General features: G+C 69.4%; 19 protein-coding genes. 5 read left to right on the plus strand and 14 right to left on the minus strand.

Going from position 1 to position 24720, the window contains the following annotated elements; all coding sequences use genetic code 11:
* The first annotated feature begins 116 nt into the window (after positions 1–116).
* Positions 117–2060, plus strand: coding sequence for a DUF2207 family protein (locus tag RHM57_RS12250; RefSeq protein ID WP_322135339.1), 1944 nt, complete (start codon positions 117–119; stop codon positions 2058–2060).
* 141 nt (positions 2061–2201) lie between these two features.
* On the plus strand, positions 2202–3224 hold the full coding sequence (locus tag RHM57_RS12255; protein ID WP_322188238.1) for a diacylglycerol/lipid kinase family protein: 1023 nt from the start codon (positions 2202–2204) through the stop codon (positions 3222–3224).
* Between the two features lie 3 nt (positions 3225–3227).
* Here the strand turns inward: RHM57_RS12255 and RHM57_RS12260 are convergent, their stop codons facing one another.
* From RHM57_RS12260 to RHM57_RS12320, 13 genes are all read right to left on the minus strand, one after another.
* Positions 3228–4397 carry an ABC transporter ATP-binding protein gene (locus RHM57_RS12260; RefSeq protein ID WP_322135337.1) on the minus strand — a complete coding sequence of 390 codons (1170 nt, stop codon included), beginning with the start codon at positions 4395–4397 and terminating at the stop codon, positions 3228–3230.
* Positions 4394–5248: an ABC transporter permease gene (locus tag RHM57_RS12265; RefSeq protein WP_322188240.1), complete on the minus strand. Its 855-nt coding sequence runs from the start codon at positions 5246–5248 to the stop codon at positions 4394–4396. Before RHM57_RS12265 ends, RHM57_RS12260 begins: the two co-directional genes overlap by 4 nt.
* Positions 5236–6036: an ABC transporter permease gene (locus RHM57_RS12270; protein ID WP_370294624.1), complete on the minus strand. Its 801-nt coding sequence runs from the start codon at positions 6034–6036 to the stop codon at positions 5236–5238. Before RHM57_RS12270 ends, RHM57_RS12265 begins: the two co-directional genes overlap by 13 nt.
* A 49-nt stretch (positions 6037–6085) precedes the next feature.
* Positions 6086–7216, minus strand: coding sequence for an ABC transporter substrate-binding protein (locus RHM57_RS12275; RefSeq protein WP_322135336.1), 1131 nt, complete (start codon positions 7214–7216; stop codon positions 6086–6088).
* A gap of 177 nt (positions 7217–7393) precedes the next feature.
* A complete protein-coding gene (locus RHM57_RS12280; RefSeq protein ID WP_134561471.1) occupies positions 7394–8617 on the minus strand; it encodes an ABC transporter permease in 1224 nt (407 codons plus the stop codon).
* A gap of 3 nt (positions 8618–8620) precedes the next feature.
* Entirely contained in the window at positions 8621–9556 is a 936-nt protein-coding gene (locus RHM57_RS12285) for an ABC transporter ATP-binding protein (RefSeq protein WP_134446017.1), read from the minus strand.
* Between the two features lie 165 nt (positions 9557–9721).
* Positions 9722–11254 (minus strand): MDR family MFS transporter, encoded by a 1533-nt coding sequence (locus RHM57_RS12290; RefSeq protein WP_322188242.1) that lies wholly within the window; start codon positions 11252–11254, stop codon positions 9722–9724.
* 127 nt (positions 11255–11381) lie between these two features.
* Positions 11382–11693: a hypothetical protein gene (locus RHM57_RS12295; RefSeq protein ID WP_134445961.1), complete on the minus strand. Its 312-nt coding sequence runs from the start codon at positions 11691–11693 to the stop codon at positions 11382–11384.
* Between the two features lie 410 nt (positions 11694–12103).
* Entirely contained in the window at positions 12104–12556 is a 453-nt protein-coding gene (locus RHM57_RS12300; protein WP_322135333.1) for a helix-turn-helix domain-containing protein, read from the minus strand.
* 187 nt (positions 12557–12743) lie between these two features.
* Positions 12744–14063: a TIGR02679 family protein gene (locus RHM57_RS12305; RefSeq protein ID WP_322140927.1), complete on the minus strand. Its 1320-nt coding sequence runs from the start codon at positions 14061–14063 to the stop codon at positions 12744–12746.
* The gene (locus RHM57_RS12310) at positions 14060–18325 is read right to left on the minus strand and encodes a TIGR02680 family protein (protein ID WP_322140928.1); all 4266 of its coding nucleotides are present in this window, start codon (positions 18323–18325) and stop codon (positions 14060–14062) included. The genes RHM57_RS12305 and RHM57_RS12310 overlap by 4 nt, the downstream gene beginning before the upstream one ends.
* Complete coding sequence (locus RHM57_RS12315; protein WP_281535586.1) at positions 18322–19488, minus strand: TIGR02678 family protein; 1167 nt, start codon at positions 19486–19488, stop codon at positions 18322–18324. Before RHM57_RS12315 ends, RHM57_RS12310 begins: the two co-directional genes overlap by 4 nt.
* Entirely contained in the window at positions 19485–21341 is a 1857-nt protein-coding gene (locus RHM57_RS12320) for a TIGR02677 family protein (protein ID WP_322140929.1), read from the minus strand. Before RHM57_RS12320 ends, RHM57_RS12315 begins: the two co-directional genes overlap by 4 nt.
* A 192-nt stretch (positions 21342–21533) precedes the next feature.
* On the opposite strand from RHM57_RS12320, the gene RHM57_RS12325 reads away from it, so the two are divergent.
* Together RHM57_RS12325 and RHM57_RS12330 are read left to right on the plus strand one after the other, a co-directional pair.
* Positions 21534–22121: a hypothetical protein gene (locus tag RHM57_RS12325; RefSeq protein WP_322135328.1), complete on the plus strand. Its 588-nt coding sequence runs from the start codon at positions 21534–21536 to the stop codon at positions 22119–22121.
* Positions 22118–22765, plus strand: a complete 648-nt coding sequence (locus tag RHM57_RS12330) for an RES domain-containing protein (protein WP_281535589.1) — start codon at positions 22118–22120, stop codon at positions 22763–22765. Before RHM57_RS12325 ends, RHM57_RS12330 begins: the two co-directional genes overlap by 4 nt.
* A 105-nt stretch (positions 22766–22870) precedes the next feature.
* Here RHM57_RS12330 and RHM57_RS12335 read toward each other — a convergent pair whose 3' ends face one another.
* Complete coding sequence (locus tag RHM57_RS12335; protein ID WP_322135327.1) at positions 22871–23431, minus strand: CGNR zinc finger domain-containing protein; 561 nt, start codon at positions 23429–23431, stop codon at positions 22871–22873.
* A gap of 123 nt (positions 23432–23554) precedes the next feature.
* On the opposite strand from RHM57_RS12335, the gene RHM57_RS12340 reads away from it, so the two are divergent.
* On the plus strand, positions 23555–24559 hold the full coding sequence (locus tag RHM57_RS12340; RefSeq protein WP_322188245.1) for a DMT family transporter: 1005 nt from the start codon (positions 23555–23557) through the stop codon (positions 24557–24559).
* Positions 24560–24720: the final 161 nt, after the last annotated feature.

Raw genomic sequence — 24720 nt, forward strand, 5'->3', positions numbered from 1 at the left:
CGGACCAGGCCCACATCAGCACGCCGAGGATGTCGGGCACTATCCAGTGGAGCGATGGCGGCCCTGACAATACGGGCGCGGGCGAGGCGTTCCCGAACCGCCCGTAGGCTGGCGGGATGGCCGACTCCAGCTCCAGCCCAGCGCACAACGCAGGCCCACCGGCGCCGGCGGCACCACAGGCATCCGGTTTCGTCGCCGTATTCGGCCGGCGCCTGGAACGCCTCGATCGTTGGGCGGATGCGATCGGCATCGGTCGCAAGCGGCTGATCCTCCGCGCGGTGTGCCTGCTCATCACCCTGGCCGGGCTGGCCATGCTGCTCGGCAAGGACCTCACCCCGCCCGACACCCTCGACGAGTACCTGCACCCGGCCAAGACCTCCGCAGACGAGTTCCTGATCCGCAACCTCTCCGTCGACTACACGCTCGACGCAGACGCGCAGGGCCACTCGCGGGCGAGCGTGCTTGAGACCGTCGACGGAATCTTCGGCTCCGACTCCACGGCTACCGGCATCACCCGCTACCTGGTCGCCGAGAGCCGCGGCCATACCGTACACACCACGGTGACCTCGGTGACGGATGCCGGGGGCACCGCCGTTCCGTTCACGGTCACCCGCAGCGGCGACACCTGGAAGATCTCCACCGACACCGGCGCACGACTCGTCGGCGACCACCGATTCCTGATCCGTTACGTGCAGACCGAGCTGACCGATCATGTCCAGGACGCCCAGAACACCGCGTTCGAAGACAGCCTGAACTGGAGCGTGACGGGCGAACGCTGGTTGCAGGGAATAGGCGGCGTCGACGTGACCGTGCGCATGGACACAGCGCTCGCGGCGCACTTGGCCGGAGAACCGAGCTGGGGCGTCGCCTGGGCCATCCTGGGCAGCACCGCCTCATTCGACCGGGTCGCCGACGACGATCCCCTCGCCCAGCCCGGGCAGGCGGTCTTCCACAACCGGGTGTTGTCCACGCTGCCGCCGTTCGGCACGGTCTGGGTGGAATTCCACTTCGCCGACGGCACTTTCATGCCCTCCGACCGCTCGCTACTCGAGTGGATGCGCCTGCTCGCGCCGTTCCTGCCGATCCTGGTGGGCGTCGGGCTGCTCCTGCTCGGGCTCCTCGCCCGGGCCACGGTGTGGCGGAATGCCTCCGGTCGCGGCATCGTCATCGCCGAGAGCACGCCCCAGGCGGGCGTCGACCTCATGCTCGCCTCTCACATCCTGGGCCGGAGCCGCCGGTCGATCGTGGCTTCCCTGCTCGACCTCGCCGTGCGCGGCAACGTGCGACTGCTCCGGGTGAGCCCCGTGACCGACGGCAGGGTCGACGGCGGCAACGACGGCGCAAACTCCCCCGCCGGCCGGCACTGGTACGAGTTCGAATACGTGAATGAGGCGACCCTGACCGACGCCGACAAGGACCTGCTCAACGCCGTCTTCGGCGACGCCCGCATCATCAGCACGAAGAGACGTCCCGCCAAACGCTCGATGCGACCCGTTCGCCTCGACGTGCGCGGCGGCCTGCTGCGACCGGCATTCCGGCAACTGAGCCTGCGCGGCTGGCGCCGGTCCCTCGCGGAGGGCTACCGGCGGGTGCCGAACGGTTTCGTCAGGGACCTGCTGACCTGGGGCGTCATCGCGACGACCGCCCTGCAATGGGGTCTCTCCCGCCAGCTCGCCTACGACGGCATCGAATCGCAGGCCTGGTTGCTGTTCTGGGTGAGCGCGGCGAGCGCCGCCGTCACCTTCAGCGCCTTCACGCTCGCCGTGACCCGCTACCCTCTGACCCGGAAGGGCGCCCTCGCCCGGGAGCACCTGCTCGGCCTGCGGGAGTACATCCGGGTCGCCGAGCAGCTCCGGATCAACTTCCTGCAGAGCCCGTCCGGCGCGCTGTACACGCAACGCAAGGCCACGGTCGAGGTCGCCGAGCTCAACGATCCGCTGCTCGCCTACGCCGTGCTGTTCGGCCTGGAGCGTGGCTGGCGACGCGAGCTCGACCTCGCGTCGGCCGGAGCGCTGCCCCGTGGCTGGTGGCTCCCGCGGGACCTTGACCGCACCCCCTGAACAGAGAGGCTCAGGGAATTCTGGCCGATCGGCGTGACAATTCCGCCGAAGAACCGTCTTACAGGTGACGGATGTCGCACGACGGTGACCGCCGAGCCTGCGGGGCGCTAGGCTTCCCGCACAGAACCCGGAGGACACCCCATGACAAACACAGAGCTGACGGATCCCGACGCGACCGGAAACGGAACCGCCCCGGACGCCCGGACCCGCCTGGCCGCGGTCGTCTACAACCCGATCAAGGTCGACCTCCCCGCGCTCAAGGCCTCCGTCGCGACCGAAGAGTCCGCCGCGGGCTGGCCGGAGACGCTCTGGTTCGAGACCTCGGAAGACGACCCGGGACAGGGCGCGGCCCGGCAGGCGATCGAGGCGGGCGCATCCGTCATCATCGTGGCGGGCGGCGACGGCACCGTGCGCGCGGTCGCCGAGGTCGTGCACGGCACCGATCGCGCGCTCGTCCTGGTGCCCTCTGGCACCGGGAACCTGCTCGCCCGCAACCTCAAACTCGCCCTCGACGATGCCGCAGGGTCGATCCGCTCGGCGTTCACCGGGACCGACCGCCCCATCGACGTGGGCATGATCGACATCCGGCGCGCCGACGGCACGGTCGACCGGCACGCCTACCTGGTCATGGCCGGTCTCGGCCTCGATGCCAAGATGCTCGCCAACACCGACGACGACCTCAAGGCGAAGGTCGGCTGGCTGGCCTACGTGAAGGCCCTCGTCGCCGTGGGGCAGGACCGGAACGACCTGCACTTCCGGTACAGCCTTGACAAACAGCCCGCGCAGTCCATGCGGGCCCACACGATCATGGTCGGCAATTGCGGCTTGCTTCCTGCCGAGATCGTGTTGCTGCCCGACGCGGTCGTCGACGACGGGCACTTCGACATCGTCGTGCTCAAGCCGAAGGGAGTGCTCGGCTGGGTGCAGATCGTCTCCAAGGTGATCTGGGAGAACGGGGTGCTCAGCCGCACCCCACTCGGGCGCCGGTTGAGGACGAAGGACGTCGACGCCCTCAACTACGCGACCGGAACCGAGCTCGTCCTGCGCCTGCACCGGCCGGAAGAGATCGAGCTCGACGGCGACGAATTCGGGTCGGCCATCGCGTTCAAGACCTGGATCTCCCCGGGCGGCCTCACCGTGCGCGTGCCCGCCCCGGCTGCGTAGCCATTACGGCCGGGATCCGGCCTGCACCGGGTTCGCGGCCGCTGCGACGGAGACCGGAGCGCCGGTGAAGCGCACCCGCACGGCGTCGCCGGGAGCGGGGTGCACGCGCACGCCGTGCTGCACCGAGACCTCGGCGCCGTCGGCGAACCGCACCCGGGTGCGGCGAAGCGACCCGTGGAAGCTGGAAGCGGTGACGACGCCCTCCACCCCGTCCGCGGCGAGCTCGAGGTCTTCCGGCCGCACCGCGACGAGTACGGTCCCGTCCGCCTGTGACGGGTCGAGAAGGGGCAACCGGGTTCCGTACAGCTCCGCGAATCCGTTGCGCACCATTCCCGTCAGCTGGTTGCTCAGGCCGACGAAATCGGCGATGAACGGCGAGACCGGCCGGGAGTAGAGGTCTTCGGGGGTACCGACCTGCTCGATCCGGCCGTCGCGCATGACTGCGACCCGGTCGGCGATCGCGAGCGCCTCATCCTGATCGTGCGTCACGAACAGGGTCGTGATGCCCAGCTCGGTCTGGATCCGCCGGATCTCCTCGCGCAGGGTCACCCGCACCTTGGCGTCGAGAGCGGAGAGCGGCTCGTCGAGCAGGAGCACCCGTGGTTCGGTGACCAGGGCGCGGGCCAGTGCGACCCGCTGCTGCTGACCGCCGGACAGCTGGTGGGCGAACCTGTCGTAGTGGTCCGCAAGGCCGACGAGGGCGAGGGCGTCCCCGGCTCGACGCCGGCGAGCCGCGGCGGCGACCCCGCGCATCCGCAGCCCGAATTCGACGTTCTCGCCCGCGCTCAGATGCGGGAACAGGGAGTAGGCCTGAAAGACCATGCCCATGTCGCGCCGGCTCGTCGGGAGGGTGGACACGTCGACTCCGTCGACCAGGATGATGCCGGCATCCGTCGATTCGAGACCGGCGAGCGCCCGGAGTGCCGTGGTCTTGCCGCTTCCGCTCGGGCCGAGAAGCGCCACGAACTCGCCGGCGTGCAGGGTGAGGTCGAATCCGGCGAGGGCTCGGTGTCCCCCGAAATCCTTGGTGACGCCCGAGAATTCGACGACGGCTCCGTGGCGGTGCGTGGCTGCGCTCGACGACACCTCCGTCTGAGCAGCCTGACCGGAGGGAGCCGGCGCGGTGCTCCCGGTCGGCGTGTCCAGCGGGGTGTTGCTCGTGTTGCGGGTCATTGCCTGCCTCCGATGGGGCGGTGTCGTGGCGAGCGGGTGCGTTCGGCGCCCAGGCGGCCGATGAGAAGGAGCAGCAGGAACGCGAGGATCAGCGAAAGCAGGGACAGGATCACGGCCGTGTACGGGTCGGCCTTGCTGACCACGACGAGCGCGGTCTGCAGGTTCACCCGGCTCAGCAGCGACGCGATGGTGAATTCGCCGAGGACCACGGCGACCGCGATGAATGCGCCGGCCAGCAGGCCACGGCGCAGGTTGGGCAGAAGCACGCGGAACAGCACGCTCCCCCAGCCTGCTCCCAGGGTGCGGGCCGCCTCGCTCAGCGTGCGCACGTCAACGGCATCGAGGTTGGCCTGGATCGCCCGGTAGGCGTACGGCAGCACGATGATGCCGTATGCCAGGGACAGCGTCCAGACTCCGCTGCCGGCGAGCCGGGAGAGCACCGAGTAGACCGGCGCCAGTCCGACGACGAGGACGATCGCCGGGATGCTGATCGGCAGGATGCAGACGAATTCCAGCAGGCGTCGCAGCCGGGGAAAACGGATGTGCACCAGCAGCATCGTAGGCACGAGCAGCAGGAGCACGATCAGCACCGTTCCGACGGCCAGGCCGACCGAATTGCCGACGGCAACGAGCACCTGGCGGTACGGCCCGGTGAGACCGCCCTGGAACAGCGCGCTCCAGCGGGAGAAATCGTGGCCACCGGCCAGTCCCTTGCGGAGGGTGAACTCGACCATGGCCACGAACGGAATGACGAAGAGGAAACCGATCACACCCAGGATCAGGGCGCGCACGGCGCGCGAAGGAGCGTGCGCTACGCCCTCCCGCACGATCGGGCCGGTCACCGCTGCCACCGTGCGGCCCTCGATTGCAGGGCCGAATAGCCGGCCATGACGACCACCATCACCACGACCATCCCGAGGGCGAGCGCACCGGCCAGGTTCTCCCGGCCGAGCACCGTCTCGCTGGTCAGCGCCGACCGGATCTGCAGCGGCACGATCTGGGAGCCCTGGCTCGTGAGCGCCGCAGCGGTCGCATACGACGAGAACGCGTTCGCGAACAGCAAGAGGAGGCTGCCGAGGAAGGAGGGCGCGAGAACCGGGCCGGCGATCCTCAGCCAGTAGGAGGCGGTGCTCCCGCCCAGGGTGGCGTTGGCCTCGGCCCAGGTCGGTTTGAGGGCCTGGAGAGCGGGCATGAACGTGATGATCATCAGCGGCACCTGGAAGTAGAGGTAGGGCAGCACCAGCCCGGGCAATTCATAGAGCCAGACACCGCCCGCGAAGATGTCCAGGCCGAAGGTGTCGCGCAGGATGAGCGTGACCATGCCCTGGATGCCGATGGTGGCGACGAACGCGAAGGCCAGCATCACGCCGCCGAATTGGGCGAGGACTCCGCTGAGCGAATCGACCACCGTGCGGAGGGCCCCGTCCGGACGTGCGCCGAGCAGCCCGTAACACGCGATCGCGCCGACCAACGCGCCAAGCACCGCGGTGAGGGCGGACAACCACAGGGAATTGGCGAACGCGTTGAGCACCACGGGGTTACCGAGTGCCGCGACCGTCGCCAGGGTGAACGAGCCGGACTTGTCGAAGAATCCGGTACCGACGGCGATCAGCGTCGGCAGGGCGAGAAAGAGGAGCACGTAGACCGCGAACGGCAGCAGCCCGAAGGCTGCTGCCGTTGTGCGGGTGCTACTGGACAGCGGCGGCCCAGGTCGCGCCGAGCAGGGTAGCCGCGGCTGCGCTCTGCTCTTTGGTCGGGACCACGGTCTCCGTGGGGGCCGTCGGAAGGGCGCCCAACAGTGCCGCGTCGATGGTGCCCGCGGCCGTCATCGCTTCGGCACGCGCAGGGCGTGCACCACCGGCGAGCCAGAGGTTCTGGCCTTCGTCGCTGTAGAGGAACTCCTGCCACAGCCGGGCTGCGGCGGGGTGCGGGGCGTCCTTGCTCACGGCCTGGTTGTAGTACCCGGCGTAGCCGGTGCCCGGGAACACGACGACCTTCCAGTTGCGCTGACCGGCGAGCTTGGTGCCGTAGCCGACATTGAGGTAGTCCCAGTCGAAGACGACAGGGGTCTCGCCGGAAGCGATCGTGGCCGGGGTCGGGTCGATCTTGACGAAGTTGCCCGCGGCGTTGAGCTTGGCGAAGAAGTCGATTCCGGGCTGGAAGTTGTCGACGGTGCCACCGTTCTGCACGGTCGCCATCCCGACGGCGGCGAACGCGGCCCCGGCCTGGGTCGGGTCGCCGTTGATGGCGACCTTGCCCTTGTAGGCTGCGCCGAGCAGGTCGCTCAGCTGCGTCGGCGCCGGGACGGCGTCGGGGTCATAGCCGACGGCCAGGTATCCGCCGTAGTCGCCGGTGTAGAGCCCGGTGGCTTCCTTGAGGGCGTCGGGGATATCGGCCCAGGTGGCCACCTTGTACGGGGCGAACCGGTCGGTACTGGACAGGGCTACGGCCAGGCCCAGGTCGAAGACGTCTGGCGCGGTGTCCTGCCCCTTCAGAGTGTCCGCCGCCTGGATTTCCTCGGCGCTCGAGCCGTCCGGGGAGGCTTCGTTGATCGTGATCTCGGGGTACTTCTTCGAGAACGCGTCGAGCACGGCGCCGTAGTTCGCCCAGTCACGAGGGAGGGCGATGACGTTGAGATTGCCTTCCGCCTTGGCTGCGTTCTCGAGGGCCGGCAGGTCGCCGAATGCGCTCAGGCTGGTGGCTGTTGCGGCATCGGTGGTGGCGGTTCCGCTCGCGGCCGTGCCGGAGCATCCGGTGAGGCCGATCGCAAGCACGGCCGTGGCAGCCAGGGATGTGATCAGGGTGCGTGGGGTGATCAATTTTCCTCCGTCTGACCAGCAGCGAGAGGCCGCACACGCATCGGCGAGCGCAGTTCGTTGCCGCGGTGCTGGTCACCGAGAGACTAAAAGTCGTTCTTGACGGGACGGCGAAACGTTCCTGAACAGCTCATGAATGCTCGGCGCCACGTTTCCCTCCGCACGGAACGACTCCCGCGCTCACCGCCGCGAGCGCGCGAACACGGTACGCAGCGAGACCCGCTTGGTGTATTCGACCGAGCCGTAGCGGAACAGCTGCACCGCGAGCCGGAGCACGATTCCGCCGAGCAGGAAGAGTTCCGCGATGACGATGCCGGACTCCAGGGGGCTCAGCGAGCCCAGTCCGTTCCGGAGCATCGCCGTCACCGGCGCGGAATACGGGAAGAACGTGAAGAGCTGCACGATCAGCGCGTGCGGATCGGACACCACGAGCGACACCGCGTAGAGGGGCACGAAAACGAGCGCCATCACGATGCCGAAGACCTGGCTGGCCTCCTTGGCGGTGGGCATGATCGCCCCGGCTGCGACGAGGGTGCCCATGAACAGGGTGAACCCACCGATCAGGAGCAGGGCGCCGACGACCATCTGGCCGGGGTTGACGATGAGCTGGGAGAGGTCGACGTCGGGCAGGCTCAGCGAGGTGCGGAAGAACAGGTAGCCGACCAGCACCGGCAGGATGAACACGAGCATCTGCACGATCCCGATGATGAACAGGGAGATGATCTTGCCCATGATCAGGGTCGTCGGGTTGAGGGTGGTCAGGATCATCTCGGTGACCCGGTTCTCCTTCTCCTCGAGGGTGCTCGTGAGCATCTGGTTGCCCAGCATCACGATCACGACGTAGAAGATCAGCAGGAAGAGCAGGGGGGCGACGGCACCGAGGATTCCGCCGGAGACCGCGCCGTCCTTATAGGTGATCGCATCGACCTGGAAGGAGCCCCGCGCCAGCCCGGTCAACGTCTGGTCGCCGATCTTCGCCTGGGCGCTGGCGACCATCAACTGGGTCGCCACCGAGGAGTACTTGCCGTTGTCGAAGATGCCGACGTCGGCGCCGTAGACCGTGGTGGCCTCCTTCGTCGGTTCGGCCGGGTAGGAGAAGTAGGCCGCCGATGCGCCCGACTTCACGTCCGCGATCGCCTGGTCGGGGTCGGCGGCGAGGGTGCCCCCGAACGCGGTGGCGATGGCCGGGTCGATGTAACCGGATGCGTCGCTGTAGGTGAACCGGAGGGTCGCGTCCTTCTGCGAGTCGACCTTGCTCTCCGTGGAGGTGTTGGACAGCACGATGAGCGCGATCACGATGCCGATCACCACTGGCACGAGCAGGGTCGTGAGCCAGAACTGCTTCTTCTTGAGCGTGCGGGTCACTTCGAAGGAGACGACGGTGCCGAGATTGTGCCGAGCCATGGTCTACTCCCCCGCCGTTCCGTTACGTTCACCGGCAGTAGCGCCGGCGTTCTGGTCGCCGGGGTTCTGATCACCGGTGTTCTGGTCACCATAGACGGCGACGAAAATGTCGTCGAGGGAAGGACGACCGGCGGTGAACTCGCGAACGGTCACCCCCGCATCCATCAGTTCGCGCAGGATGACGGCCTCGTCGATCGGGCCGGTCACGGTCAGTTCGGCGTAGCTGCTCTCGCGCCGGGTGACCGTGTAGTGCGGAGAGTCGGGGATCTCGCCGGAGTAGCGGACCCGGACCACGGTTCCGCCGTACTGGTCCTGCACGTCTTCGACGGTGCCGTATGCCTCGGCCTCACCGTTCTTCAGGAGCACGATCCGGTCGCAGAGGCGCTCGACCTCTTCCATCTGGTGGGTGACCATCAGCACGGTGGCGCCGGCGCGTTTCTGGTCTTCGATGATGTCCATCAGAAGTTTGCGGTTGACCGGGTCGAAGCCCTTGGTCGGCTCGTCGAGGATGAGCAGCTCCGGGTCGTTCATGATCGTGACGCCGAGCTGCACCTTCTGCTGCTGGCCGCCCGACAGTTTGTCGAGCCGCACCTTCGCCTTATCGGCCAGCGCGACCCGTTCGAGATACTGCAGCGACCAGGAGTGCGCGTTCGATCGGCTGAGTCCCTTGAGGCGCCCGAAATAGGTCATCACGTCGATGACGGATTCCTTCTTGTACAGGCCGCGTTCCTCGGGCAGGTAGCCGAGGGTGGCGCCGTCCTCGGGGCTGAACGGCTTCCCGTTGATGTGCAGCAGACCGGCGGTGGGCTGGTAGATCCCGAGCAGCGCGCGGATGGTGGTGGTCTTGCCGGATCCGTTGGACCCGAGGAACCCGAAGGTCTCGCCCCGGTTGATGTCGAAGGACAGGTCGCGGATCACGGTGGTGCGGCCGAAGTCCATCCGGAAGTTGCTGATGTGCACGAGCGGCTCAGTTTCCGACCGCGAGTCCTTCCGCGGAACAGCCTGCTGATCGGGCTTATCAAGTGAAGAAAGAAGTGAAGACGCCATGCCGAAGATCCCCCCAGTTTCGTTACCACGACGTTACACCGGAGGGGCCTGCGCGCGTCAGTGGCCGTGCGCTCCGGCCGGTGCGTCGGCATCCGCGCCCTCGACCGCCGGCGTGCGGCGGATGAAGAACGCCGCCGGGATCGCGAACAGCGAGATCACGGCGCCGCAGAGGAAGGCCGCGTGGATCCCTGCGCTCGTTGCGGTCACTGCGGTCACACCGGTGGCCAGCTGCGACGCGGCGACGGAGGCCATCACCGTCACGAACAGGGCGGTGCCGAACGCGCCGGCGAGTTGCTGAATTGTGCCAACCATGGCGCTGCCGTGCGAGTAGAGCTCGGGGCGCACAGCCGCCAGCCCCGCGGTGAACAGCGGAGTGAAGAGCAGGGCGAGGCCGAGACTCAGGGTCACGTGCGCAGCGACGACCATCCAGGGCGCGCTGTGCTCGTTCAGCAGGGTCATCCCCCAGAACACCGCGCTCACGATCACCGAGCCAGTGACGAGGAGCCGGGTGGGGCCCGACCGGTCGTAGAGCCGTCCCACGAGCGGCGCGAGCAGGCCCATCACGAGCCCCCCGGGCAGCAGCACCAGCCCGGTGGTGAGCGTGTCGAGGCCGAGCACGGTCTGAATGTAGATCGGCAGCAGGATGATGGTGCCGAACAGGGCCATCATGCTGATCGCCATCATCACGATCGCGAACGTGAAGGTGCGCGAGCGGAAGGTGCGCAGGTCGAGCAGGGCGCGGTTGCGCTTCTGCAGGGACAGCTGACGCAGGATGAACGCCGTGAGGCCGAGCGCGCCGACCGCGAGCGGCAACCAGCCGGACACCGAACCGATGCCGCCGCCCGCAGCGCCCAGGTTGCTCAGCCCGTAGACGAGCCCACCGAAGCCGAGCGCGGAGAGGATCACCGAGAGCACGTCGATCGGGGTCTTGGTCGGCGTCGTGACGTTCTTCATCAGGATGCCGCCGACGACGAGCGCGGTCAGCGCGATGGGCAGCACGAGGATGAACATCCAGCGCCAGTCGAGCACGCTCAGGATCGCCCCGGAAATCGTCGGGCCGATCGCCGGTGCGACCGAGATCACGATGGAGATGTTGCCCATCATCCGGCCGAGGTGCGCCGCCGGAACGAGCGTCATCACGGTCGTGAGCAGCAGCGGGAACATGATCGCCGTTCCGGTCGCCTGCACCACCCGGGCGACGAGCAGCACGGTGAACCCGGGTGCGAGCGCTGCGATGAGCGTTCCGGTGCTGAACAGGGTCATCGCCGCGATGAACACCGGCCGCGTGTTGTAGCGCTGCAGCAGGAACCCCGTGATCGGGATGACCACGGCCATCGTGAGCATGAACGCGCTCGTGAGCCACTGGGCTGCGCTCGCAGAGATGCTGAGGTCTTCCATCAGTCGCGGCAGCGCCACGCCCATGATCGTCTCGTTCAGGATCACGACGAAGGTGGAGATGAGGAGCAGGGTGATGACGAGGCGGTTGCGCACGCCGAGGGCAGCCTCGGCCGCGGATGCCGCGGCATCCGCCCCCGGTGAACCGTGGTTCGTGTTCTCGTGTGTGGTGGTGGCGGTGGCGATTTCAGCCATGTGAAGGTCCCGTCGAGAAGTGCGGTCAAGATGGTGGGGCGGTGCAGCTATTCAAACTCAAACCACTGACACCGCCCGATTGTTCCGGTGAAGCGAAACTCCGTGGGACGGAATTCCGCTTCACCGGTCACCGATAGGGCGTGGTCATCCGGTAGCGCAGCAGGTCCGCATGCTGGCGCTCGAGAGCCCGCTCGCGTTCCTCGCGGACGAGGCGGACGGCCTCCCAGTCGACGGCGGCGACCGGGCGCTGCACGCGCGGCCGACGTCCCCACCGGATCAGGGCGACGCCGAGGTGCAGCGCCAGGCGATCGATGCGGCCGAGGGGACGCAGGTTGCGGTCAGCGGATGCGCGTTCGGATCCGGAGTGCGGGTCCGGTTCGGGCTGCGGGTGCAGCGGGTGGTCGTGGCGACCGGCAGTGGTCGACAGCGTTGTGGTCATGAGAGTGAGCCTCACTGTGGCGGTGCCCAGAACGGATGCGGAGGCATCCGTCGAGTGCACCGGCGGGGCCGCCGAGGCGGCGCAAAAAGGGACGTCGCCAGGAGTGCGACGTCAGGGAACGGGAGTGATCCCGGGGCGCGGAAAACGCTGGCTGCGTGCGGACATCGAGGGCGTCGCCACCGCAGAACCGGTGACGGAAACTCGCGCCGGTCAGGCGGTGAAGACGCCGACGAGGCCGACGGCGAGGCAGTTCACTGCGGAAATCTTGGACTGAATCATGGGACGGCTCCTCTCGTCGGGTGGCGTAGCTGCCACGGTACCCGTCGCCCCCACGATCGCGCAAGGGAATCGAGCAAGGTGCCCTGAAACAGCGGCTCCGACCTCGGCGGATTCGCCCGTTGGCCCCTCCCTCACAGGGGCACCGCCTCGGCGACGGCACGATCACGGATGCTGCCCTCGGCCCGGTCGCTCATGACGTCCACCCGCACGCCGAGAAGGTGTTCAAGATCGAGGACCAGGCCCGCCGCATCGAGGATTGAGGCCTCGGGCGCGAATGCGACGAGGAGGTCGATGTCGCTGCCGACGGCATCCGTGCCCCGGGCAATGCTCCCGAAGACCCGCACATTGCCGGCGCGGCGGCGTGCGGCCAGCTCGATCACGCGCTCGCGCCCCCGCTGCAGCACGACCGATGGTCGCTCGGCGGTCGCGGCCATGATGCGGGCGAGGGTTTCGGGGCGCGGCTGCACCCGACCGGACTCATAGGCGGAGAGATTCGGCTGCGGCACGTCGGCGCGCACGGCGAGCTGGCTCTGCGAGAGCCCTTCGCGCGTGCGTGCCTCGAGGATGCTCTCCGCTGTGTTCATGCACGGAGTATAGCTCGCAGCTATAGGACCTCCGCGGGCCCGCTCCCGTCACCGTCACTCACGCCCGCGCCCCTTTCGGCAGCCCGCGCCCCCTTGCCCTCACGCCCGCGCCGGTTTCGGCACACCGCGCCCGCCGTTTCGGGCGCGGCCTGCGCAAACCAGCGCGGGCGCCACCACGATGGCCGGACTAGTCGAGCTTCAGGTCTGCGAGTAGGTCCTCGAGGACCGACTCCTCTTCGACGCGCAAGCGCAACTCCTCCATCGCGCCGGAGAGAGCACTGTCCCAGGGAGTGTCGCCGACGCTTCCGGTGAACGCCGAGGTCGCGAGGCTCGACTCGCACGCGGCGCGGTAGTCGGCTTCGCCGTATCGCCACGGAGTCCACGGCACGCTGCGAGCGACCGTGCGCGCGATCGTGACGCCGCCCGCATCGAAGTCACCGTGGTACCGGAGCCGCGAACCGCCTTCGACGAGTTGCGTGAGTAACCGCAGCACCGCAGCCCCCGGTTGCCCGTTCACACACACGATCGGTACGAAACCGCCACCAGCACCAGCACCAGCACCAGCACCAGCACCGTACCGGTCGGCCGCGGCCGCGATCACCGCAGGGTTCTCGCACACCGAGACCAGCGCCGGGGCCCGGCCGATGTCATCCACGGCAAGCTGCCGGTACGTCAATACGACGGGCTGGCCGGACTCGGCGAGCGCCGCTAGGGCGCGGGCCGTCGGAGATATCACGCCGCCGGGAAGCCCGAGCGCGAGCACGGTCGAGGACAGCTCGTCCACGACAACACCCGACTGCTGCCACGCGTCCCGCCGCCACCGTGATCCGTTCCCGGCGGGTTGCCCGGACGCGGCCGCCGCGAGCCCGACCGCGATCGGCCCGAGTGGACTCTTCGGGTCGAGCGCATGCGCGTCCCCGAACAGGCGCGCCGCGAGCACGCCGAGAGCCTCCCCCTCCGCAGGCAGGGCGCGGGCGAGCACACCGAGCTGGAGGGTCATCATGTGGGCGGCCGAAGCGGATGCCGTCACTCGCCGCAGCGCGCCCGATCGGTTCACGCCGTCCACCCAGCCCGCGAGTTCGGGCCGTTCGACGGCGATCACGCGCAGGGTGTCGGCGACCTGTTGCCAGCTCGCCCGTTCCGCGCGCCGGACCTCGGGGCCAACGATCGGCCCGACGAGTTCGGTGACCGCCGAGGCCAGCCCCGCGGGCCACGCGTCCCTCCGCAGCAGGGTGTCGAGCTGGTCGAGCGACACCGAAGCCGACGACCCCGAGCGCACGGGCCGACCGACGAGCCGGGCCGCCGCCATCCGCTCGGTCGCGCTCGCGTTCTGCTTCGTGACGACGCCCACGAGCGTGCCGGTCTGCTCGAGTCGGGAGCGCATGCGCGTCAGCAGCCACGCCGTCTCTGGAGTGCCGAGCAGACGATGGATGCGTGCAACGGCCTCCGCGCTGACCTCGCCTCCGGAGTCGACCCCGGTCCCGCCGCCATCCACATATTCGCTCACCAGAGCCCTCCCGCCTCAGCCTCAGCGGCGGCGACACCGACGTCGACGACGACGGTGCGCCGTTTCCCGTCCCACTGCCAGCGCTGCACGTGCACGGCGTCGGTGCCTTCGAAACGGGTCAGCTGCGAGATGCCGAGCCCGGGAACTTCCGCGTAGCAGCCCCACTCGCGTTCGCTCGTCATCACGACGTCGAGGTCGAACTCGGCGAGCAGACCGAGGCAGCTCGCGCGCGAGTTGTCGTCGACGCCGGCGAAGGCCTCGTCGAGCATGATCATCCGCGGGGCGTGTGGGTTGGTCGCGGTGCGATAGTGCGAGGACGCCGCCGCGAACAGCGGGATGCTCGCGGCGAGCACCCGCTCGCCGCCCGACGCCGGGCCGGTCGCCGACTTCCAGGCGCCGCCCTGCTGCCGCTCGACCGTGAAGCGGTGCCAGCGGCGGTAGTCGAGCGCCTCGCCGAGGTGGTCGTACCAGTTGCCGGCCTCGTCGGCGTCACGCACTTCCGCGATCCGGGCCTGCAGGAAGCCTCCGAGCGCGGCCCGATCGGATTCGTCCCAGACATCCGCCGTCGTCGCGAGCAGGCGCCGGGCCTCGGTCAGCCCGGCCGGCCCGTCCGGGCGCGGTTTCCAGAGCACCCGCAGGATCATGCCCGTCGTGGTGGGCCTGGCACGAAGTTCCTCGTTGAGCTGAACGATCTGCCGGTCGGCGTCTCCGATCAGCTCGGACAGTTGCGCGCCGACCTCGGTCACGAGGTGTGACTGGATGATCTCGCGCTCCTTCGCGCTCAACAGCCGCAGGTGCTGCTCGATCTGCTCTCCGAGCTGCTCGCCGAGTTCCACGAGCAGCATCTCCCGTCCGCGGAAGGTCACGACCACGCGCACCCCGTCGTCGTTCGGATAGTAGGCTGCCTCGTGCCCGTGCCGGCCGAGCGAGCGTTGCAGGTCGGCGAACTCGGTGAACACCTGCGACTGCAGCCGGCTGTACTTCTCGTCGGAGGCGTCGACCTCGGGCAGCGCAGCCTCGATCGCGCGGGCGAGCTGCACCCCGCGGGTCACGGTCCAGTCGGTGTCTCCCCCGGCATCCGGTTCGACGACGGCCAGCGCGGCGAGGTCGGCCACTTGCACAAGGCCGAGCGCGGTCGTGCGCTGCAGTGCGGCGACGGCGGCGACCCGGTTCGCGGCCACGCGGTCCTGGTCCGCACGGATGCCGCGGAGCCGCTCCCCGAGACCGGCCTTCTTCTCGCCGTCCCGGCGAGCGCTCTCGCCCAGGCGGCGCAGCTCGGCACTGATCGACTTCAGCTCGGCGACCACGGCGGCGACCCGGTCCCGGTAACCCTGCACGTCGGCGCCGAGCTGCCCGCGCAGGGTCTCAAGGTAGCTGCGGCTGCGGGTACGTTCGCCGGCGGCGGACTCGACCTCGGCCAGGGTCCGGTCGTGGTCGTCGCTGGCGGCGGCGAGCAGGTCTTCGGCTCGCCCGATCCGACGCCCGGCGGATGCCCAGCGCTCGGCCGCGTGCCAGAGGCTCACGACCCTTCCTTCATAGTTCGACAGGGCGGAGCCGAGACCGCGGATCGCCTCCGGCTGGGTGGGGAGGTGCAGCGTGGCGGCATCCGCGGCGAGGTCAGCCTCCGCCTCGGCGAGCTCGCGGCGGGCCACGGCCGAGCGAAAGCGGGCCTCCTCGCGTTCGCTCGTGCGCTGGGCGACGTGGTCGGCGGCACGCTCCGAGGCCCGATCGGCTGTCTCGAGCGCGGTCGGATGCGGCACCGCCGCCTGCTCGTGTTCGATGACGGTGGACCGGGCGGCGATCCCGTCGAGGGCGGCGGCCAGGCCCTGGTGCTCCGCGGAGATCGTGTCGAGTTCGACTCGCGCCTCGCGCAGCCGGTGGGCGCGGGCCGCTTCGCGTGCACTCTCTCCGATGAACCGGGCCGTGTCGACGGACCAGGCGCCGAACGCCGAACCCAGGCGGTACCGGCCGGTGAGGCTCACCCATACCGCGGGCGAGTCGTCGCCGAAGCCGATCGCCGAGGAAGAAGTGCCGTCGGAGTGGGAGTCAGAATCGGCTCCGTTGTCGAAGTCGGGATCAGCGCCGCCGTCGGTTGTGTCCCCGCCGAGGCTGATGCCTCGCAACACCGCCTCGATCGTCTCCGCGGTCACGGCCGACCCCGCGGGCGGCTCAGCGACGAGTACCGACGCAAGCGTTCCGACGGATGCCGTTGCACGCGCCCCGCGCAACAGTAACTGCCCATTGCCGGGCAGGCGCAGGTCCCCGTCAGGCAGCACGAGCGAAGTGAGCAGCCCGCTGCCCTCAAGAGCGGCCTCGAGCCCGGCCCGCTGCTCCGCGCTGACCTCGTCTGTGAAGCTCACCGCGCGCCAGAGCGGAAGGGACCCCTCGGGCGCGGCGGTGCGGGTGTGCGGCAGGGTCGGCTCGACCGAGTCGCCCTGCTCGAGCCCGGAAATCTCGGTGCGGAGAGCCTCGCGCCTGATCGCGAGGTCGCCGAGCCGGTGCCGGAGGTCAGCGCGCTGCCGTTCCAGCTCGGCCTGCAGCCGCTGGGCGTCCCTGCGCAGCGCAGTGCTCGCGGGGTTCTCGCCCGTGCGCAGTCGCACCCAATCGGCGAAGGCGCCGAACGCGTCATCTGGAACGGCGAGCTCAGTGAGTCCGGCCAGCACGATCTCGACCTCGGAGACGTAAGCATCGACGGCGGCCTCGACCGCGGCATCCGCCACGGTGCGTTCGTCGGTCGCCTCCGCCAGCCGGGTCTCGGTCTCGGCTTCGCGCAGGTCCGCCGCGCCGAGGTGCCCTTCGGCCTGCTCCAGCACTGTGATCAGCGCAGAGACCCGGTCTAGGGATTCACGTAGTCGGGACACGCGGGCAGCGGTCGCGGTACGCTCGCGCTGGAGGGCCGCCTCGAAGCCGTCGAAGCCGCCGGATGCGTCGGCACGCCGTCCACCGCGCGCGACCGGCCAGCCGGACTCGTCCGGTACGAGCCCGAGCCCCGCCGAGTCGTGCTCGATCCCGGCACCCACGGCCGCAGCGACCGCCAAAACGCTGGCCTCACGGAAGCCGGTCGCGCCCGCCACGAATTCGGACCGGGCGTCCGTCGCCTCCGCATCGGCGCGAGTGAAGGCGGCATCCGCGCGCTGGAGGCCAGCCTCCGCAAGTGCCGCACGTTCCCCGGCTGCGGTCGCCGCGGCATCCGCCAGCTTGAGCAGTCGCTCGCTCTTGGCATGCACGCTGTCGCGCAGCGCTTCCTGCTCGGCCTCGCGAGTCCCCTGCTTGGTGCGCCGCTCCGTGGTGGCCGCGGCGTTGGCGTCGAGGGACTCCCGGAGCCGGTCGAGCTCCGCGGTCACCTCGAGGACCGCCCGCCCGTACTTGTCGAAGTCGGACTGCTCGCGGCGGGGGCCGACAGCCTGCCGCTTGAGCATCACCTGCGCATAGGCTCGGTAGTGCTGCAGGAACCCGTGCACCGCCTTCTGGGCGGCGGCAAGTTGCTGCACCTCGTCGCGTTCCTCGTCGAGTGAGCGCATTCCGTCGGCGACGGACTTGATCACGTCGTCGCTGACCGGGGTCAGCGCGCGGGTCAGCGCCTCGGACAGGGCGGCCTCGCTCGGTTTCTTGGAGAGCTGCGGCGCGCGAATCTGCAGCAGCAGCTCGATCAGTTCGGCGTAGCGCCGCTCGCCGAGGCCGAAGAGCTTCGCGTCGACAGCCTGCCGGTACTCGCCCTTGGTGTCGTAAACCCGCCCGCGGTCGCCGAGGGCCTCGGCGAGGCGGTCACGCCCGAGCGCGAGCCGGCTCGCGTCGATGAGGTCGAGGGTTTCCCCCACGCGTTGCTCGGTCACGAAGAACCAATGCCGGGTGATACCGCGGCCGCGCGCCGCCTTGAGTCCCGCGCCGATCGTCACGTACTGCGCCCGGCCCGCCTCGTCGATGCGGCCGAACTCGAGCCAGCTGTAACCGAGGCGTTCACCGTTCGGGTGCTCGTCGCCGAGCAGCAGATTCCACTCCATGCGCTTCTGCCGGTCGCCGTCGGGTTCGACCCTCTGGGGCGAGAGGTCGCCGTCGAGAAGGAACGGCAGGGTCAGTGCGAGCACCTTGGACTTGCCCGCGCCGTTGTTGCCGCGCAGCAGCAGCCGGCCGTCGACGAACGGGAACTCCTCGTTGTCGTAGTAGAAGAGGTCGACGAGACCCAGTCGCTGCGGCTGCCAGCGCACGCTCGTCGGCACTGGCCGCGGGTCGGAACGGAATGGTGCAACTGTGTCCAGGGTCACGACTGTCGAGCTCCCATGATTGTCGGTGCAGCGAGGGCGTATCGGGCCAGGGCGGGCAGTACACGGATGCTTTCCCCGTCCCGGGCGACGAGCCGAAGGGCCAGGAGGCGGCCGAGAGCGGTCTCGACGAGGTCGGCCGCGTCGTCCGCCGCGCCCTTCCGCCAGAACTTGGCATAGTCGGGGGCGAGGGCGCGCACGTGCACGACGAGGTCGTCGACCAGGAGATCGGATTCCCCGCAGCGAGCCAGGAACTCGGCCAGGAGCAGGGTGACGTGTCCTTCGGTGCCCTTTTCGGGCATCCGCACGTCGCTGAGGTCGTCGTCAAAGTCGACCATGGCGATGCCCTCGAGTCGGATCTCGGCGACGAGCCCCGTGAACTCGGTGATGCGCCGGCAGATCGCGGCGCGCTGGCCGCGCAAGTAGGCGGTCTCGTCGTCGTCGAGCTCGTCGAGGTAGAGCACGGGGTCGTCGAGCAGGCGACGGGTGAGGCTGTGCCGCAGGCGTAGGTTGCGGAGGTCGGCGGTCGGAGCAGTGCCGCGGTCGCGCATGGCCGAGGTCCGCTCGGCGAGCGTGGTGGCGCCGATCGTCGACGGGCCGCGCCGGGTGACGAGGAGCTGGGAGAGCACCCGGCGGGATACGTCGTAGAGCGCGTCGCCGGTGTTCTGGACGAAGTCCGCCTCGTCGCCGGCGACCCGGGCGAGTACGCCCCATTCGAGCAGCAGCTGCACGGCCGCGACGAGGTCGCTCCGTTCCTCGCGGCTGCCGAGTTCGAAGACGAAGCCGGCCGCGACGAGTTCGGGCGCCGTCGCAACCACGAGAACCTGCTCGGCGAGGCGGCCGAGTGCGATCTGGCTGTCGCTGCGCTCGAGCACCGACAGGCTGAGCATCAGTAGCACGTAGCGGCGGCGCGAGAACGGCACCCCGCCGCGGCGGGCGGCGAACGGATGCGTCGCATCCGTCACCGACGCCGGTTCCCGGTCGAGCCGCACCACCTCGCTGTCGACGTGTAGCGTCCAGCCGGCATGGACGTCGAACCACTCCGCGAGGTCACCCGCGTGCCGCCGCACGAGCCGGTAGCGCTCCTCTTCAGTCGAGCGGATCAGGGGCGTGCGCAGCAGCATTCGGGCCGCCCGCTGCCGGTCGTCGACCGCCGAGACGCTCATGACACCTCCACAAACACGTCGACGTCTGCATCAGCATCCGAGTCGGCATCGGCGCGCGAGTGCGACGCGTGCGCCGGAGACCCAGCCTGAACGTCGCCGGCTTCCTCCGCGTCGGCGCGCCCGTGAGTTGAGCTTTCGGCCTCGGCATCGGCGGCATCAGCGGCGTGTGCGCCGGCCGGCCGGTCCTCGTCTTCCTCCATCAGGTCGGTGATACGCACGAGGTGGTCGGGACCCCAGAGCGTGCCGCGCTCGGTCTCGAGGGCGACGAAACCGGCATCCGGCAGCTCGGTCAGCTCGATGCTCATGGTGCCGTCGGTCGAGGCGGTGCGGATCGGCCCGCCCTCGGGCGGACGCGCGACGAGCGCGTCGCCGAGCAGGGTGAGGAAGAGGCCGAAGGCGGTGCTGTCGAGCCCGGCGAGCGCGCTCAGTTCGACCGTGCCATCGGTCGCGAGACGCTTTCGCGCCGCGGCGATCTGCTCGGCTTGTTCGCGCACCTGCAGCGCGATCAGCGCCCGGGACGCCGAGCGGTCGATGACCTGGTTCGGCCGACCCTTGCGCTCGTAACTGCCCGTCCGGCGCAATTGCGGAGAGATTTCGATCGCGGGGGCATCCGCCCAGGGCGCTCCGACGAGCGCGGCGTTGTCGCTCCAGTGCGCCCAGGTCGCGGAGTCGACCGTGAGGTGCCGGGCCGAGTAGAGGCCGAAGGCGGCCCGGGCGAGCCGGTGACGGTCGTCGTCGTCGGGCGCCTCCTGGAACCACTGGGCGAGGCGCAGGTAGTCGGTGGACCGGTCGGAGCGGCCCGAGCGCCTCGCGTTGACGGCGCGCACGGCGTCGAGCAGGGCCGGGATCGCGGCGAGCGCGGCCATCCGCAGCAGTTTCGCCTGGCTGTCCCTGCCGTGGCTCGAGAGGAACCAAGACCGCAGCCCTTCCCAGCGGTTCGCCCAGACAGCGTAGTGACGCGCCGACTCGGCGAGGGCATCGGGCCCGACGGGATGCTCGGCATCTCCGGGATCGGGGACCTGCACGAGGGCGTCGCTTGCCTCTCGTTCGGCGAGCGCGCGGAGGGCGCGGTCGACCGCCGCGCTGTCGGCGCGGGCGAGCAGGGTCGCGATCTGCGGGCCGCGAACGGTGAGGTCCTGGATGAAGCGTTCGAGATAGTCGACGAGTCGCGACTTGTAGGCGACGAAGGCCGCCTCGTCGGTGTCGGTGAGGTCGATCGTGCGCTGGAGCGAGGCCATGAACGCGCTCGCGTTGTCGGCGAGTTCGGTGAAGCGCAGGGTGAGCGCGGCGAGGGTCTGGTGCAGCTTGCCGAGGTCCGGGGTTTCGGCGCCGATCAGCGTCACGAATTCGTGCAGGGTGACCGCGATGTCCTCGAGGGCAACGCTCTGCAGGGCGCCGCGGCGGCCGAGGGTCTCTTCGAACCGTTCGAGGGCGCGTTCGGCGGCCTCGCCCGCCTGGCTCAGCTGGAACAGATGGCGCTTGCGGTAGAAGTCCTCGACCTGCACGACGCGGCCGGTGTCGGGCGACGCGAGGAGGTTGCCCCAGCCGACGAGTGAGTCGAGGGCCGCGGTGACGGCCTCGATCGACAGGTCTTCTGGCACAGGGACGGTCGCACTGGTCGCACCCGCGGCCGGATTGGCGGCTGCGCCCGGGGTCGGTTCCGCGGCATCCACTGCAGCATCGCGACGCAGCTGGCCGAGCACGTCGTCGGGGCGCAGATGCACCTGGAACCGCTCCTTGGCCGTCACGAAGGTGCCGAGCACGCGGCGGTAGATCTCGCTGTTCTGCGCGTTGAGGTGGCTGAACACGCTGAACGACTCGGAAAACTGGACCTCGGCAGAAACGATGCTCACCTCCCCTGGACTCGACACGGTTCAGAACGACTCGACACGCCGCGCGGTGCGCACGACGGACCCCCATTCATCATGCAGCATTCCACCGACTTCAACAGTCGCGCCGCCGCCCCGGGCGAGACAAGTCGGCGATTTCACCTCACGAGAGTCGGTTGACAGAGATGACACCGAAGCTAGGCTTGGTTGACAGAGATGACAGCCGACGACTCACCGGGAGGGCTCACGATGACACCCGACGCCGAAGCGCAGACACCCCCCGGGGAGCGCCACTCCCGCACGCTGATGCTCACCGACTACCAGGCCGAGCTTCTGACCGAGATTGCGAAACGTCTTCCCGACCGTCTCGAAGCATCCGTCGCCGGTAACGCTCGCACCGTGGCGGAACGCATGGTCGCCACGATCCCCGGGACAAGCATCTGGCAGGAGAAGATCGGTCCCTTCTATGAGGCCTCGGCGATCGCTAAGTGGAAGGGCGTCAGCCGCCAGCACGTCCACAAGCTGAGGAACCAGGGCGTGCTGCTCGCAGTACAGACGGCGGATGCGAAGTCGCTCCTGTTCCCGGCATGGCAGTTCGGCCCCGGCGGTGAACCCCTTCCCCACCTGAGGCCAGTGATCGACGCATTGCTCCCCGCCGCACGTGACGAATGGTCGCAGGCGCTCTGGCTCAACGTGAAGACACCCCGATTCGGCGGTCGCTCTGCGGCGGACCTGTTGAAGTCGAACGAGCTGGGACCGGTTCTCGACGCCGCGCGAAACGATGCCGCTCGGCTTGCGCCGTGAGCCGGGAGGCGACTTTTCAGGCCAATCCCCTTCCGGGCCGCGACTTCACCGGCTTCCCGGCAGTACATACTCGGGGAGCCGAACGGAAATACCGCTCCCACCCGATCGGGCGTGGAGCCTGGTTCTTCGCGTCGGCGCCCGGCGGCCCGGGCGGGGGTCGCTTCGATCTGGCCCCACCACTCGGCACCTGTTATCTCGCCGACACCGTGGCCGTTGCTGTCCGCGAGCGTTTGGGACCCAGCTACGCTGCATCCGGCATGGTGCCCCGCTGGGCCGCCGAGGAATTCCAGGTCACTGAGCTCGACCTCAGCGCGGGCAAGAAGTGTGCCGACGTGGCCGCGGCGGACGCCGCCACGTTCGGTGTCACCCGTGAGTTGAGCACGATGGACAGCTACGGCGTTCCGCAACAGTGGGCGGCCCTGTTCGAGTCGCTCGGCTTCGACGGCATACGGTACCCCGCACGATTCAGCACCGGCTACTCGCCTGATGCCTGGGCCGTGTTCGGAGCTGCCGGGCCACGATCGTGGCCAACTTATGCAGTCGTCGACGGGGTCGCCGCCTCTGAATCGAGCGGCTTCTCCGTCTACTCGCCGCCCGCATCCGCCGCAGGTTTGAGCGTGAGCCTTCCGCCCGGCGTGACCTAGAGTGCCGCGGCGCACCGTCGGAGATTCTCGCGACACGCCGCGTATCCGGGCAGCGGATGCCGCGAGTCGCGAAAATCTCCGACATAACGTTCCGCGAGACCCGGTTCAGTCCTGCGGGTCCGCGCCCTTCCGCTTTCGGAACGCGATCATGTTCATCCGGCTGCCGCAGCGCGCACTGCAGAAACGCTTGGACCCGTTACGCGAGAGGTCGAGGATCAGGCCGGCGCAGTCATCCGCTTCGCAGATGCGCAGCCGCCGCATCTCGTCCATCCGGATCACGTCCATCAGGGCGAGCGAAGCCTCCACGCGCAGGCGTTCGCCGAGCGGCGCATCGGGCGTGGTCGCGTGCAGGTGCCAGTCGGATGCGTCGTGCCGGGCGAGGTACGGCAGGGCCCTGGCCTCGGCGAGCATGGCATTGACCTGGAGCGCCGCGGTGTCGCGGTCGCGGGTCCAGACGAGCCGCACCTCGTCACGGGCGCGCAGCACGTCGAGCCGCTCGCCCTCGTCGCCGTCGATACGGCCGGAGAAGGGATACCCGGCGAGGAAGTCCGCGAGCTGTTCGAGGGTGGCGAGCTCATCCGTGCCGCTGCGGGAGGCCGCGGGATCGGTGTTGCCGAGGTCAACCGCGAACTCGAGCGACTCCACGGTGTCATGGGCAAACTGCATGTTGACTCCTAACCCGACCATCGCCTAACGTTATGGTCATACCGAATAGTAGACCGTAACGCTGCGCGCGCAGCAGAGCGCGCGACAGAAGCCGGAAGCAGAGCCGGCAGCAGAAGGAGCCCCATGAAGATCTCGTCGCCCTCCGCGGGTCTCGTCGTGGCGGTCATCGGCTCGCTCTCCTTCGGCACCTCCGGCGCGTTCATCAAGCCCTTGCTCGAGGCCGGCTGGTCCCCGGGCGCCGCCGTCACCGCACGCGTGCTCGTCGGCGGGCTCGTGCTGCTGCCACTCGCCCTGGTCTCCCTGCGCGGATCCTGGCCCGCCCTGTGGCGGGCACGGTGGCGCGTGCTCGCGATGGCCCTCGCCGGCGTCTCGGCCACCCAGTTCTTCTACTTCGCCGCGATCCAGACCATTCCGGTCGCCACGGCCGCGCTCATCGAACTCCTCGCGCCGCTGCTCCTGGTCGGCGTCGTGTGGGTGATGACCCGGCGCATCCCGCACGCCCTGGTTCTGGTCGGGTCGCTGTTCGCCGTCGGCGGGCTTGTGCTCGTGGTCGGCCCCGGCGCGATTCGCGCGGTCGACCCGCTCGGCCTCGCCTTCGCCGCCTGTGCCATGGTCGGCTGCGCGATCTACTTCGTGATCGCCGCCCGCCCGAGCGACGGGTTGCCTCCGGTGGGGTTCGCGGCCGCGGGGCTCGTGCTCGGCGGCCTCGTGCTCGGCGGGTTGGGCGTCACCGGCGTTCTCCCCCTCTCCGCGACGTTCGGCCCGGTGCCGCTCGCGGGCACCGCCCTGCCGTGGTGGGTGCCGCTCGTCATCGTCGCGGTCGTCAGCACCGCGCTCGCCTACGTCGCCGGCATCACCTCGGCCGAAGCCCTCGGGTCGCGGCTCGCCTCCTTCGTCTCACTGCTCGAGGTCGTCTTCGCGGCCCTGTTCGCTTGGTTGCTGCTCGGCGAACAGCTCACGCCCCTCCAGCTCCTCGGCGGCGCGCTCATCCTCGGCGGCATCGCGGCCGTGCGTGCGGCCGGCTCCGAAACCGCCGTTCCCGCCACGCTCGAACCGCTCATCCCGGTACCCCTCATGGCCGACGCCGGGGTCGTGGAGCCGGCGACGGCCCGCGAATACCAAGGCTGACGAGCACCTGCCAGCGGATGCCGCCCGTCGCCGCACGTATCCGGCTCACCTGCCGCGCCGCATCCGTTCACCCCACGCCCGCACCCCGTTCACCCCACACCCGCGCCGGTTTCGGCAGCCCGCGCCCGCCTGACCCCGCACCCGCGCCGGTTTCGGCAAAC

It is taken from the genome of Cryobacterium sp. 10S3 (assembly GCF_034344045.1).
Lineage (GTDB): Bacteria > Actinomycetota > Actinomycetes > Actinomycetales > Microbacteriaceae > Cryobacterium > Cryobacterium glucosi.

Coding starts and splice junctions, on each gene's coding strand:
- RHM57_RS12250 (WP_322135339.1), top strand. CDS start 117: ATGGCCGACTCCAGCTCCAGCCCAGCGCACAACGCAGGCCCACCGGCG.
- RHM57_RS12255 (WP_322188238.1), top strand. CDS start 2,202: ATGACAAACACAGAGCTGACGGATCCCGACGCGACCGGAAACGGAACC.
- RHM57_RS12260 (WP_322135337.1), bottom strand. CDS start 4,397: ATGACCCGCAACACGAGCAACACCCCGCTGGACACGCCGACCGGGAGC.
- RHM57_RS12280 (WP_134561471.1), bottom strand. CDS start 8,617: ATGGCTCGGCACAATCTCGGCACCGTCGTCTCCTTCGAAGTGACCCGC.
- RHM57_RS12285 (WP_134446017.1), bottom strand. CDS start 9,556: ATGGACTTCGGCCGCACCACCGTGATCCGCGACCTGTCCTTCGACATC.
- RHM57_RS12290 (WP_322188242.1), bottom strand. CDS start 11,254: ATGGCTGAAATCGCCACCGCCACCACCACACACGAGAACACGAACCAC.
- RHM57_RS12295 (WP_134445961.1), bottom strand. CDS start 11,693: ATGACCACAACGCTGTCGACCACTGCCGGTCGCCACGACCACCCGCTG.
- RHM57_RS12300 (WP_322135333.1), bottom strand. CDS start 12,556: ATGAACACAGCGGAGAGCATCCTCGAGGCACGCACGCGCGAAGGGCTC.
- RHM57_RS12315 (WP_281535586.1), bottom strand. CDS start 19,488: ATGAGCGTCTCGGCGGTCGACGACCGGCAGCGGGCGGCCCGAATGCTG.
- RHM57_RS12325 (WP_322135328.1), top strand. CDS start 21,534: ATGACAGCCGACGACTCACCGGGAGGGCTCACGATGACACCCGACGCC.
- RHM57_RS12335 (WP_322135327.1), bottom strand. CDS start 23,431: ATGCAGTTTGCCCATGACACCGTGGAGTCGCTCGAGTTCGCGGTTGAC.
- RHM57_RS12340 (WP_322188245.1), top strand. CDS start 23,555: ATGAAGATCTCGTCGCCCTCCGCGGGTCTCGTCGTGGCGGTCATCGGC.